Raw genomic sequence first — 12,235 nt, 5'->3', positions numbered from 1 at the left:
GTTTCCGCTCTTGACCACCGGTCGTCCGCCCCTCAACATCAGGCAACGCACAGCACGCACAGCTCCAAAGGCGCCCCGCGGCAACCCGCGTCGCAGGGCGCCTCGCACGTTCCGTCCCTCACGCTGTTCGGAATACGGAGCCCCACACATGAACCTGTTCAGACGTGCGGCCGTCGGTGCCGCCACCCTGGCCATCGGCGGCCTGCTCGCCACCGCCACCCCCTCGGCCGCCGCCCCCTCGCCCACCCTCGCGGCGCCCGACATCCCGCTCGCCAACGTCAAGGCGCACCTCTCCCAGCTCCAGTCCATAGCCTCGGCCAACGGCGGCAACCGAGCCCACGGGCGCGCCGGCTACAAGGCCTCGATCGACTATGTGAAGGGCAAGCTGGACGCGGCCGGATTCACCACCCGCATCCAGCAGTTCACGTCCAGCGGCGCCACCGGGTACAACCTGATCGCCGACTGGCCGGGCGGGGACGCCGACCAGGTCCTGATGGCCGGCGCGCACCTCGACAGCGTCGCGTCGGGCGCCGGGATCAACGACAACGGCTCGGGCTCGGCGGGCGTCCTGGAGACCGCGCTCGCCGTGTCGCGCGCGCAGCTCCAGCCGACGAAGCACCTGCGGTTCGCCTGGTGGGGCGCCGAGGAGCTGGGCATGGTCGGCTCGCGGTACTACGTCAACAACCTGCCCGCCGCGGACCGTTCAAAGGTCAGCGGCTATCTGAACTTCGACATGATCGGCTCGCCGAACCCGGGCTACTTCGTGTACGACGACGACCCGACGATCGAGAAGACGTTCAAGGACTACTACACGGGCATCGGCGTCCCGACCGAGATCGAGACCGAGGGCGACGGCCGCTCCGACCACGCGCCGTTCAAGAACGTCGGCATCCCGGTCGGCGGCCTGTTCACCGGCGCCGAGCGCGCCAAGTCCAGTGCGCAGGCCCAGAAGTGGGGCGGCACGGCGGGCCAGGCCTTCGACCGCTGCTACCACTCGTCCTGCGACACCACGTCGAACATCAACGACACGGCGCTCGACCGCAACAGCGACGCCATCGCCCACGCGGTCTGGACCCTCGGCGCGGGCACCACGGTGCCGCCCGGCGACGTGTACGAGAACACGGCGGACGTCGCCATCCCGGACAACGGCGCCGCGGTGACCTCCACGGTCAACGTCGCGGGACGCACCGGCAACGCCCCCGCCACCCTCAAGGTGGACGTCGACGTGCGGCACACCTGGCGCGGTGACGTGGTCCTCGACCTGGTCGCACCCGACGGCACGGCGTACCGCCTGAAGAATTCGAGCAGCAACGACTCGGCGGACAACGTCATCGCCACGTACACGGTCAACGCGTCGAGCGAACCCGCCAACGGCGCCTGGAAGCTCCGCGCCCAGGACGTCGCGTCCCAGGACACGGGGTACATCAACAGCTGGAAGCTGACGTTCTAGAGCACGTCGGGGCCGGTGCGCTCCACAGCGCACCGGCCCCTTCGGCGCTGTCTCAGCCCTCGCTCGGCGTCAGCCGCAGCGAGATGCTGTTGATGCAGTACCGCTGGTCCGTCGGGGTCGGGTAGCCCTCGCCCTCGAAGACGTGGCCCAGGTGCGAGCCGCAGCGGGCGCAGCGGACCTCGGTGCGGACCATTCCGTGCGAGGTGTCCTGGAGCAGTTCGACCGCGTCCGTGTCCTTGGGGTCGAAGAAGCTCGGCCAGCCGCAGTGCGACTCGAACTTCTCCTTCGAGGTGAACAGCTCCGCGCCGCAGGCACGGCACGAGTAGACGCCTTCGGTCCTGGTGTCCGTGTACTCACCGACGAAGGCCGGTTCCGTGCCGGCCTGGCGCAGCACCGCGTACTCCGAAGGGGTCAGCTCCGCCCGCCACTGCTCGTCCGGCTTCTCGACGTCGTACGACATGGGTGCCTTCCCCTTTGCTTCGACAGCTCGACTTACTTCGACAGCTCGGCCAGGATCTGCGGGCCGAGGTCCGTGACGTCGCCCGCTCCCATGGTGAGAACGAGATCACCGGGCTTCGCCATTCCCGCGATCGCGCGGACGGCCTCGGCCTTGTCGTGGACGGCCGTGACCTCGGCGTGCGCCTCGCGCGCGGCGTCGACGATCAGGGCGCTGGTGATGCCGGGGATCGGGTCCTCGCGGGCCGGGTAGATGTCGAGGACCACGGAGGAGTCGGCGAGGGCGAGGGCCTGGCCCATCTCGGTGCCGAGTTCCTGGGTGCGCGAGAACAGGTGGGGCTGGAAGAGGACGAGGATGCGGGAGTCGCCCGCCGCGGAGCGCATCGCCTCCAGGTCGGCCGTCATCTCGGTCGGGTGGTGGGCGTAGGAGTCGATGACCTGGACGCCCGCGGCCTCGCCCTTGAGCTGGAGACGGCGCTTGACGCCCGTGTACGACTTCAGCGCCCCGGCGAGGTTGCGGGACGGGATGCCGAGGGCGATGCCCGCGGCGAGCGCCGCGACGGCGTTGTTCGCGTAGTGGCGGCCGGGCACGGAGACCGTGAAGGTCAGCAGCTTGCCGTCCAGGAGGACGGTGACCTCGCTGGTCAGACCGCGGGCCGTGATCTTGTGGATGCGCAGGTCGGCGTCGTCGGACTCGCCGTACGTGACGACCTTGAGCTCTCCGAGGTCGCGGACGCGCTTGGTCAGCTCGACGGCGCCCGGCTGGTCCGCAGAGATGACCAGGGTGCCGCCGGGGACGATCCTGCCCGCGAAGATCTCGAAGGATTCGTAGATCTCGTCCATGGACGCGTAGTTGGCGTGGTGGTCGAGCTCCACGTTGAGGACGATGGCGACCTCGGGGGCGTACTTGTGGAAGCTGCGGTCGCTTTCATCCGCCTCGGCGACGAAGATGTCGCCCTTGCCGTGCAGCGCGTTGGAGCCCGGCACGTCGAGGTCGCCGCCGATCGCGTACGACGGGTCGAGGCCGAGGGTGGCGAGGGTGACGGCCAGCATCGACGTCGTCGTGGTCTTGCCGTGGGTGCCCGCGACCGCGATGGGGCGCAGGCCCTCCATGAGGCCGGCCAGGGCGTCCGATCGGTGCACGACGGGGATGCCGAGCTCGGCGGCGCGGGCCATCTCGGGGTTGTCCTCACGGATGGCGGAGGAGACGACGACGCAGGTGGCGTCCGGCGCGAGGTGCGCGGCGTCGTGGCCGATGTGGACCGTGGCGCCCAGCGCGCGCAGCGCCTCCGCGGTGGCGGACTCCCGGGCGTCACTGCCCGCGACCCGGGAGCCGCGCTGGGCGAGGATCTTCGCGATGCCCGACATCCCGGCGCCGCCGATGCCGATGAAGTGCGGTCGGTCCATGTCGGCCATGGACTGGGGCAGGCCGGGTGCCATGCGTGTGTCTCCCCTGGTGGTACGACGACTGAGAAGGCCCCAGCCTATTGCCTCCCGCGGCACACGACGCCCGAGGCACCCGGGCCCCACCCCGGCGTCGCTCTAGTTCTCGTCCGCCAGGCTGTGCGAGAACAGCTTGAGGACGGGGACGCCCACCTTGTGGCGGGCGCGGGAGGCCCAGTCGCGGTGGAAGAACTCCTCCACGTAGTGCGGGTCGGTCAGGACGATCACCTCGTCGGCCCCGGCCTCGGCGACCAGCGTCTTGAGGGCGTCCAGCGGATGGTCCTCGATGAGCTGCCCCTGTGCCGCGCAGCCCGCCGCCCGCAGCGCCGTCAGGGAGACCTGCAGCGCCCGCTCGCCGAAGCCCGCCGCCTCCTGCCCCTCCGGGGTCTCGCCCTCGCGCGCCGCCTCGTCGAGCTCGCCGAGGGCGACGTCGTCGATGGCGCGCAGCAGCCGGTCCGCCTGGTCGCCCCGCGGCTGGAGCAGCACGTGGAAGGTGATGGGCTCGTCCCCGTGCAAGGTGGTGACGAACTCCACGTCGGCGGACGTCAGGGCCTTCTCGATCATCAATACGCTTGTGAACACGCCAGGCGCCCTTCTCATCCGTGGGCCCTCCTGAGGCCCTTGCGGAAACCATCCTGCCCCGTGCCCGCACGGGGTCTGCGAGATCTAGTGTGCCCAGCCGAAGCCAAACGGAACGGCTGATTCCGCCGATTGTCAGCTTCGACGGTATCGGGTGTAGAGGAACCCGGCCTCCTCCAGTACGGACGTCAGTACGAATCGGTCGGGGTCCTTCAGAGCGGACCCGCCCGCGATCCGCTGCGCGTCCCCCGCGGTGAGCATCGGCGACACCGTCAGACAGAGCTCGTCCAGCGCCCCCGCGGCCACGAACTGGCCGAGCAGCCGGGGACCGCCCTCCGTGAGCAGCCGGGTCAGACCGCGCTCGGCCAGGGCGGGCGCCACCCGCTCCGGCTCCACGGTCGCGCCGTCGCCCGCGACCACCACGACGGCGCCCGCGCGCTCCGCCGCGGCGACGCGGTCGGCCGGTGCGGAGGCCCCGGTCACGAGGAGCGTGGGCGTCACCGGCGAGGTGAAGAGCGGAACCGAGAAGTCCAGGTCGAGCCCGGCGCTGACCACGGCGATGGCGGGCGCCTCCGTCTGGCCGGCGGCGGCGCGGTGGCGCGCGAAGACCTCACGTGCCTTCGCCGGGCGGTAGCCCTCCTTCCGGACGGTCTCGGCGCCGACGATCACGACGTCCGCGAGGGCGCGCAGGGTGCCGAAGATCCGCATGTCGGTGGCGCCGGAGATCGGGTGGGAGCGCCCGTCGTGGTGGGCCGCGCCGTCGAGGGTGGACACCATGTTGGCGCGCAGCCAGGCCGTCTCCCCGGCGGGGTAGGCGTAGGCCTCGGCGAGCTCGTCGAGGCTCCACTCCCGGTCGGCCGCACCACCCGTGCGATGGGGCGTCCGGTCGTGTGTCCGGGCGGCTTCCCGGTCGGTCACGTCGGCTGTCTGGTCGGTCACAGGGAACAGGCGTCGCATGTCCGCAGTCTTGCACGCCCCCTAAACTGGGGAACCGTGTCGTCCTCCGCCGCCTCCGGGCACCACCCCATGGCCGAAGTGGCTCCGCTGTCGCTGTGCGCCCGCGAGCCGCATGTCCCCGCCGACCGTCTGGTCGCGGAGATGGTGCCGCCGCCTCGCTTCGAAGCAGCCCGCTTCGACACGTACATCCCCGACCCGAACCAGCCGAGCCAGACCGAGGCGGTCCGCGTCCTGAGCGGCTTCGCGGCGGGACTCGGCGGGGCGCACGCGAGCGGCGCGGGCAAGCGCCGCTGGTTCCAGAAGAAGGCGGCCGCCCCCGCGGGCCCCCGCGGCATCTACCTCGACGGCGGGTACGGCGTCGGCAAGACCCACCTGCTCGCCTCCCTCTGGCACGCGACGCCCGCGGCCCCCGAGCAGAAGGCGTTCGGCACCTTCGTCGAGCTGACGAACCTGGTCGGCGCGCTCGGCTTCCAGCAGACCGTGCGCACCCTCGGCGGGCACCGGCTGCTCTGCATCGACGAATTCGAGCTCGACGACCCGGGCGACACGGTCCTGGTCTCCTCGCTGCTCTCCAAGCTCGTCGGGGAGGGCGTCGCGCTCGCCGCGACGTCGAACACGCTGCCGGGCAAGCTCGGTGAGGGCCGGTTCGCGGCCACGGACTTCATGCGCGAGATCCAGGGCCTGTCGTCCCACTTCACGGCGTTGCGGATCGACGGCGAGGACTACCGCCACCGGGGTCTTCCGGAGGCGCCCGCTCCGTACTCGGAGGAGCAGGTCACCAAGGCGGCGTACGCGACCGAGCGCGCCTCCCTCGACGACTTCCCGCACCTCCTCGACCACCTGTCCAAGGTCCACCCGAGCCGGTACGGCGCGCTGACCGACGACCTCGGCGCGGTCTGCCTGACCGACGTGACGCCGGTGCCGGACCAGTCGACCGCTCTGCGCCTTGTGGTGCTCGCCGACCGGCTGTACGACCGAGAGGTGCCGGTGCTCGCCTCCGGTGTGCCCTTCGACCGGCTCTTCAGCGAGGACATGCTCAACGGCGGGTACCGGAAGAAGTACTTCCGTGCCATCTCGCGGCTCACGGCGCTCGCGCGGGACGCCAAGGGACTCGTGGGCGACTGACCGTACTCCGGCGGCGACACGGGACGGCACGCGAAACGGAAGCTACGCGCGTGGTTCCCGTGCACCAGGGCGCGTGGTACACACATCCGGTCACATTCCTGTCCGCCAGCAGGAGGTTGCCCATCATGTCTGCCACTCGACGTCAGGTTCTTGCCCGTTCCGGTGCCGTGGGGGCCGGAATCGTCTTCACCGGTGCGCTCTCCGAACTCTTCGCGGGCACCGCGGCCGCACACGGCAGGGCCGGTTACGGCCCTCTCGTCCCCGACCCGAAGGGTCTGCTCGATCTGCCGAAAGGTTTCCGCTACCGGGTCCTCTCCCGCGAGGGCGACGAACTGCGGTCGGGTGAGGGCAAGGTGCCCAGCAACCACGACGGCATGGCCGCCTTCCGGGGCAGGAACGGCGGCGTCCACCTCGTGCGCAACCACGAGAACCGCGTCACCGGCAAGATCGGTGTGCCGACCGTCCAGGGTCTGACCTACGACCCGATGGCCAAGGGCGGCTGTACGGCGCTCTCGCTCGACCGGAGGAACGACGTCCTCGGCGAACGCGTCGCCATCGCCGGGACCGCCGTCAACTGCGCGGGCGGGCCGACGCCTTGGGGCACGTGGCTGACCTGCGAGGAGACCGAGGACAAGGCCGGCACGAACGGCTACACCAAGGACCACGGGTACATCTTCGAGGTCGACCCGGTGGACCCGCACCGCACCGGCGCGGTGCCGCTGACCGCGATGGGCCGGTTCCAGCACGAGGCCGTCGCCGTCGACCCGAAGCGCGGCGTCGTCTACGAGACCGAGGACGCCTTCCAGAAGCCCTTCGGCCTGTTCTACCGCTTTCTGCCCAAGAAGCCCGAGGGCGGCCGCGGTTCGCTGCGCGCGGGCGGACAGCTCCAGGCCATGCGGGTGCCCGGCGTGCCCGACCTGTCCGCCGTGCAGGAGACGGGCACCTGCTTCGACGGGATCGAGTGGGTCGACGTCCCCGACCCGCTGGCGGCGCGGACCCCCATCCGCCTCCAGGACTTCGGCAAGAAGGGCATCACGCACGCGCAGAAGCTGGAGGGCTGCTACTGGGGCGGCTCGTCCGTCTACTTCGTCTCGTCGTTCGCCCACAGCGCGGAGGGCTCGGCGGGCGACCACTTCGGTCAGATCTGGCGGTACGACCCGTCCAGGCGCCGCCTCACCCTCGTGATCGTCTTCGGCCCGAGCACCGACGTCCAGCTGCCGGGCGAGTCCCCCGACAACATCTGCCTCGCACCGAGCGGCGGCCTGATGGTGTGCGAGGACGGCAACGGCGCCCAGCACGTGTACGGCGTCACGCGGGGCGGCCAGGTCTACGCGATGGCCCGCAACCGCCAGACCATCGGCACCCCGGAGGAGCCCGAATGGGGCGAGTTCGCGGGCGTCGCGTTCTCCCCCGACCACGACACGATGTACGTCAACTGCTACACGCCCGGCACGACGTTCGCGGTGACGGGCCCCTGGCACAGGTAGCGGGCACGCGTCGCGGGCGCCACGGCAATGCACTGGCGGCCCCGGCCCCCCACGCCCGACCATGGGCGGCATGAGCGACCAGAGCGACCGCCCCGAGCGGTGGAGCCGGGCCACCACCTACCCCGACATGTGGGCTGATCCGGACGACGACCCCCGCGACAGCGAGGGGAACAGTCCGGACGGCGAGCTGCCGACGCTGCTCGACTTCCTGTCGGGGTACCGCATGACCCTGCGGATGAAGTGCGAGGGCCTGGACGCGGAGCAGTTGGCCCGCCGTTCGGTGCCGCCGTCGACGATGTCGCTCCTCGGCCTGGTCCGCCACCTCGCCGAGGTCGAGCGGGACTGGCGAAACTGGATCAGCGAGGACCAGGCGCCGAGGCTGTGGGGCCCCAAGGACGCGGACTTCCACGGGGCCGTCGCGGACCGGGCGGTGGTCGACGAGGCGTTCGCCGCGCTGGAGCGCGAGCAGGCCGCGACCGACGCGGTCCTCGCCGACCATCCGGACCTGGGCGAACGCCTCGGCAAGGACCGCACGTCGGTCCGCGAGCTGATGGTGCACCGCGTCGAGGAGTACGCCCGCCACTGCGGCCACGCCGACCTGCTGCGCGAGTGCGTCGACGGCAGGGTCGGCCAGTAGCGGCTGCCGCCGGACCCTATCCCGCGGTCACGGGGTAGTGGTCCGACAGGTTCGTGTACGTGTACTCCTTGCCCCAGCTGGAGACCGTCCAGGGCGCGCTCTGCTCCTTGATCACGTTGTTGTGCCAGGTGGCGGGGCGGGCGTGGCCCTTGCGGTGCAGGACGTGGTCCAGGTCCTCGCGGGGGTCGTCCGGGTAGCGCTCGGCGGCTATCGAGTTGTCCCTGGTGTCGAAGGAGTACGGGTGTCCGGTGCGGGTGTCGGCGGGGGTGAGGCCCGCGTCGGCGAGCATCGAGGCGTACTCGGGGCTGCGCGAGTCGACGTTGAAGTCGCCCGCCACGATCACCTGTTCGCCCGCGGGGATGTTCTTGGCGTCCAGGAAGGCGTCCATCTCCTTGAACTGCTTCGCGCGGGTCGCCGCGGCCTCGCCGCTGCCGCAACCGGGGTCGGTGGACTGGGCGTGGGTGCCGACGACGTGCGCCTTGGTGCCGTTCACGTCCAGCACGGCGTAGACGAAGCCTTTGTTGGAGTAGGCGTCGGACCCGCAGGCGTCCTTGTAGACGTACTGTTCCTTGCGCACGATCGGCCACTTGCTGAGCACGGTCACGCCGCCGTCCTCCGGCGTCACGGAGGAGTACGCGCCACCGGTGGCGTCCCACCCGCCCTTGCCGCGCCCCATGACGGGGGTCTGGTGCGGATAGCGTCCCGCCGCGTTCGCCTTGAGCGCGTCGGACGAGGAGTTGTCGAACGCCTCCTGGAGCACGACGACGTCCTGCCCCCGGAAGAAGTCGGCGGCCGGTATCGCCTTCGCCCGGTGGTCCTGCCCCCAGTTCGGGTAGAGCGTCTTGCTGAACAGGAAGGTGTTGTACGTGAGCACCTTCAGCGGCGGCGGCGCGGCGGACGCGTCGGCGGCAGCCGCCGGGCCGACGGCGGCGAGCGTGCCACCGGCGACCACGGAGGCGAGGGCAACGGCACAGGTCCTGCGCGACACTGCATGCGACACGGAAACTCCTCGGGGCGGGGGGATTGCTGCGGGCCCGCACATCCAAGCAGCTGCGATTACGCCTGGGGATACATCACGTGAACGCGGTCCGCGCTTCTCGGACACGCCCGTTCACCCGCCCCTATCCCCTATCTCCTATCTCCTATCTCCGTCGTACCGGCAGGATCTGGGCGAAGGCGCGCAGGACGGCAGCGCGTTCCTCCGGGGCCGTGCCCCGGACCGCGATGGCGAGGGCGGCCAGGAAGGTCACGGCGATCACGACGACAGCGGCGAGCAGGAACTCAGGGGTCCCCGCGGCGAGTTCGATGAGGATGGTGGTCATGGCGGTTCCTCCGTCGGCAGGCCGGAGCGGGTGAAGGACGGATCCGATCATCCGATCAGGGATCCGGGGTGCCGAGAGGCCGACGGAGGAGATGCGTCCGACACGGGTCGGAGACAGGGCTGCGTCCGGGGCCGGCCCCGGCGACCGGGGTCACTTCCCGTGGGAACGGGCGCTCATGCGCCGGTAGTTCGCAGCCATGCTCATCACTCCCTGCGTGCGAACTCCCACCATGCCCTGTCATGCCGGTCGGGCGCCAGTGGACAACTGACGCCCGACGGTGGGTTGTTGCTCACACCTCGCCTACGAGCCGCCCCTCACGAGGCGCACCGTGTCGACGCCGAGCAACCCGGCGAGCGGCACCTTCGCCGTGGTCTGGCGTGGGTCCACCGTCGTTCCCTCGGCGCGCAGGATGTCGAGGAGCATGCCGGCCAGGGGCATCACCATGTGGCGGCCCCAGCAGCGTTCGGAGACGTGGCCGAAGGGGAGGTAGCCGGGGTGGTCGTCGGGGTCCAGGGTGGCCCAGCGGGCGGGGCGGAACACGTCGGGGTCGTCCCAGAGTTCCGGGTCGCGGTGGCTGAGCAGGGGCAGGAGCAGGACGTCGTCGCCGGTGCCGATGCGCGCGTCGAGGGCGGTGTACTCGGGGGACGCGTTGCGCAGGATGTTCCAGGACGGCGGGAGCAACCGCATGGACTCGTACAGGATGTGCTCGTTGGGTGTCTCGTCGTCGAAGGGTGCCCCGAGCCAGTACGCGTTGGCGACGAGCGTGGAGACGGTGAAGCAGACGGGCGCGGCGGCGCGCCGGTACAGGCCCATGGCGTAGCGGCGGTCGCCGTACGTCGTGGCGTTCGCGGTGAGGCCCGCGATGCTGGTGACGGGCGCGCCGGGGCGGATCCTGCCGGGCAGGGCGGCGCCGGTCGCGATGACCGTCCACGTCAGCTTGGGCGTCAGCTCCAGCGTGCGGTCCATGAGGATGCGCAGCCGGTACGGGTCGGCGCCGAGGATCAGGTCGCGCAGATACACGTGGCCGACGTGCGGCCACGTGCCGGAGAGGTCGAGCCGACCGGGCAGGGGCTTCTTCAGCGCGGCCCGTACGTCACGGCCGATGGCCTGCATGACGGTGGCGGCCTCGGTGCGCGGGATGGAGCGGCCGTGCAGCGGCTTGAACGTGGGGCGTTCGCGTTCGGTGGCGGGGCGTGCGGCGAGGATCCGGTCGGTGAGGACGGGCCCGGCGACGCCGACGGTGTCGTCGTCCAGGCGGAACACGTCCTGCCCGCGGTGGTCGCGCAGCAGGGCGTGGAGTCGCGGCGTGAAGACGGTGGTCCGCGCGAGCCGGTCGGTGCCGGAAATGGACATCGGGGTCTCCCAGGGCGGGCGGGCCGAGCCCGGCGGCCGGTTCGCGGCACGCCGGGCCCGGGCCTCAACGGCGCATTACGTCCCTGCGGTCGGCGACAGGCAGCCCGCCCGGCACCGACTGGGCCGGCCTAGTACCAGTGGTACCAGGCGTACGCCTTCAGGCTCTTCTCGCCGGTGATCTTCTTCTTGAGGGAGCGGACAACCTTCATGTGCATACCTCCGGTCGTTTCCGTCGGCGTCCATGCGGGACATGGACCTGCGAGGAGCATCGACCGGCCCGATCAACGTCCGATAAACGGCTGCGCGACCCGCGTGAGCGGAGCATCAGCGGTCCGCATGCACGCGCACGACCTCACAGGTCGGCGAGCGCCCCGTCCACCGTGGCGAGGAGGACCTCGCGGTCGTCCTGTACGCGGCTGAGGACCCGCAGCCCGTAGTACGTGCTCTGGACCCGGCGGGCCACGACCCTGGCGTCACCGGTCGCGCGGATCTCCCCCGCGGTGCGTCCCGCCTCGACGACCGCGCACAGTTCGTCCTCGACCCGGTCGAAGCTGCGCCGCACCGCTTCCCTGACCTCGGGGTCGTACCCGGCGGCCTCGACGGCGGCGTTGATCGCGAAGCAGCCGCGCGTACCCGCCGCGTCCTTCGCGTCCGCGTCATCGAGGTCGGCGTCGACGGCGTGCGTCATCATGGCGCGGAGCCGCTCCTTGGCGGACCCGTCGCCGCGCAGGATCGCGACCTGCTCCTCGGTGGCGGTGTCGTGGTAGCGCCGCAGAGCGCGGAGGTAGAGCTGCCGCTTGCCGCCGAAGGTGTTGTAGAGGCTGGAGGGTCCGAGGCCCGTGCTGTCGCACAGGTCGCGCGTGGAGGTGGCTTCGTACCCGTGCCGCCAGAACGTCTCCATGGCCGCGGTGACGACGCGGTCCTCATCGAACTCCCGGGGTCTGGCCATGGACCCACGGTAAACGTTTTGGAACGCATATACAAAACGTGTCACTCACCGTCTCCGCACATCACCGCTCCTCGACCGACCCGACCGCCTCGATCTCGATCAGCCACTCCGGATCAGCGAGGGCGGCGACCTGGACGAAGCTCTCCGCGGGGCGAGGGTCGCCGTAGAACTCGGTACGGAGCGGCGCGAAGGCGGTCTGGTGCGCGATGTCCGTGACGAAGACCGTCAGCTTGACCAGCCGGTCCAGGCCGGAGCCCGCGTGGGTGAGGACGGTCGACAGGTTGGCCAGCGCCCGGCGCGCCTGCGCGTCGAAGTCGCCGGCACCCACCGTGCGTCCGTGCTCGTCCACCGGGGCCTGTCCGGAGGTGAAGACCAGGTCGCCGAAGCGGATGCCGAGCGAGATGTCCGCCGACTCGTACCAGTCGGGGTCGGCGGTGACGCGGACACGCGTCGTACGAGGATCCCGCATGCCGGCGC

Annotated in this window: 14 protein-coding genes; 4 read left to right on the top strand and 10 right to left on the bottom strand. The window is 71.0% G+C overall.

Going from position 1 to position 12,235, the window contains the following annotated elements; all coding sequences use genetic code 11:
• Nucleotides 1-148: 148 nt before the first annotated feature.
• Nucleotides 149-1,450 carry a M28 family metallopeptidase gene (locus tag DEJ47_RS29970; protein WP_150173467.1) on the top strand — a complete coding sequence of 434 codons (1,302 nt, stop codon included), beginning with the start codon at nucleotides 149-151 and terminating at the stop codon, nucleotides 1,448-1,450.
• Nucleotides 1,451-1,502: 52 nt separating this feature from the next.
• On the opposite strand, the gene msrB is transcribed toward DEJ47_RS29970, so the two are convergent.
• The 4 genes from msrB to DEJ47_RS29950 form a co-directional block, all read right to left on the bottom strand.
• Nucleotides 1,503-1,910, bottom strand: a complete 408-nt coding sequence (msrB, locus tag DEJ47_RS29965) for a peptide-methionine (R)-S-oxide reductase MsrB (RefSeq protein ID WP_150173465.1) — start codon at nucleotides 1,908-1,910, stop codon at nucleotides 1,503-1,505.
• 32 nt (nucleotides 1,911-1,942) lie between these two features.
• Nucleotides 1,943-3,346: a UDP-N-acetylmuramate--L-alanine ligase gene (gene murC, locus DEJ47_RS29960; RefSeq protein WP_150173463.1), complete on the bottom strand. Its 1,404-nt coding sequence runs from the start codon at nucleotides 3,344-3,346 to the stop codon at nucleotides 1,943-1,945.
• 102 nt (nucleotides 3,347-3,448) lie between these two features.
• Nucleotides 3,449-3,931: an indole-3-glycerol phosphate synthase gene (locus DEJ47_RS29955; protein WP_190415631.1), complete on the bottom strand. Its 483-nt coding sequence runs from the start codon at nucleotides 3,929-3,931 to the stop codon at nucleotides 3,449-3,451.
• Between the two features lie 132 nt (nucleotides 3,932-4,063).
• Complete coding sequence (locus DEJ47_RS29950; RefSeq protein ID WP_150173461.1) at nucleotides 4,064-4,885, bottom strand: pyrimidine reductase family protein; 822 nt, start codon at nucleotides 4,883-4,885, stop codon at nucleotides 4,064-4,066.
• 69 nt (nucleotides 4,886-4,954) lie between these two features.
• Here DEJ47_RS29950 and zapE point away from each other — a divergent pair, with 69 nt between their 5' ends.
• The 3 genes from zapE (at nucleotide 4,955) to DEJ47_RS29935 (ending at nucleotide 8,134) form a co-directional block, all read left to right on the top strand.
• Nucleotides 4,955-6,010: a cell division protein ZapE gene (gene zapE, locus DEJ47_RS29945; RefSeq protein ID WP_150175943.1), complete on the top strand. Its 1,056-nt coding sequence runs from the start codon at nucleotides 4,955-4,957 to the stop codon at nucleotides 6,008-6,010.
• Nucleotides 6,011-6,135: 125 nt separating this feature from the next.
• On the top strand, nucleotides 6,136-7,497 hold the full coding sequence (locus DEJ47_RS29940) for a PhoX family protein (RefSeq protein WP_150173459.1): 1,362 nt from the start codon (nucleotides 6,136-6,138) through the stop codon (nucleotides 7,495-7,497).
• Nucleotides 7,498-7,567: 70 nt separating this feature from the next.
• Nucleotides 7,568-8,134, top strand: coding sequence for a DinB family protein (locus DEJ47_RS29935; protein WP_150173457.1), 567 nt, complete (start codon nucleotides 7,568-7,570; stop codon nucleotides 8,132-8,134).
• Nucleotides 8,135-8,150: 16 nt separating this feature from the next.
• Here DEJ47_RS29935 and sph read toward each other — a convergent pair whose 3' ends face one another.
• From sph to DEJ47_RS29910, 6 genes are all read right to left on the bottom strand, one after another.
• Nucleotides 8,151-9,176, bottom strand: a complete 1,026-nt coding sequence (gene sph / locus DEJ47_RS29930) for a sphingomyelin phosphodiesterase (RefSeq protein ID WP_150173455.1) — start codon at nucleotides 9,174-9,176, stop codon at nucleotides 8,151-8,153.
• A gap of 100 nt (nucleotides 9,177-9,276) precedes the next feature.
• A complete protein-coding gene (locus DEJ47_RS29925; RefSeq protein ID WP_150173453.1) occupies nucleotides 9,277-9,456 on the bottom strand; it encodes a hypothetical protein in 180 nt (59 codons plus the stop codon).
• A gap of 300 nt (nucleotides 9,457-9,756) precedes the next feature.
• Complete coding sequence (locus DEJ47_RS29920; protein WP_150173451.1) at nucleotides 9,757-10,809, bottom strand: cytochrome P450; 1,053 nt, start codon at nucleotides 10,807-10,809, stop codon at nucleotides 9,757-9,759.
• A 128-nt stretch (nucleotides 10,810-10,937) separates the two neighbouring features.
• Nucleotides 10,938-11,018 (bottom strand): tryptorubin family RiPP precursor, encoded by an 81-nt coding sequence (locus DEJ47_RS37705; protein ID WP_223828759.1) that lies wholly within the window; start codon nucleotides 11,016-11,018, stop codon nucleotides 10,938-10,940.
• A gap of 143 nt (nucleotides 11,019-11,161) precedes the next feature.
• Complete coding sequence (locus DEJ47_RS29915) at nucleotides 11,162-11,758, bottom strand: TetR/AcrR family transcriptional regulator (RefSeq protein WP_150173449.1); 597 nt, start codon at nucleotides 11,756-11,758, stop codon at nucleotides 11,162-11,164.
• Nucleotides 11,759-11,819: 61 nt separating this feature from the next.
• On the bottom strand, nucleotides 11,820-12,227 hold the full coding sequence (locus tag DEJ47_RS29910; protein ID WP_150173447.1) for a RidA family protein: 408 nt from the start codon (nucleotides 12,225-12,227) through the stop codon (nucleotides 11,820-11,822).
• Nucleotides 12,228-12,235: the final 8 nt, after the last annotated feature.

The organism is Streptomyces venezuelae, from assembly GCF_008642355.1.
In the GTDB taxonomy this organism is placed as follows: Bacteria; Actinomycetota; Actinomycetes; order Streptomycetales; family Streptomycetaceae; genus Streptomyces; species Streptomyces venezuelae_B.
This window is presented reverse-complemented; position numbering and strand designations above follow the sequence as displayed.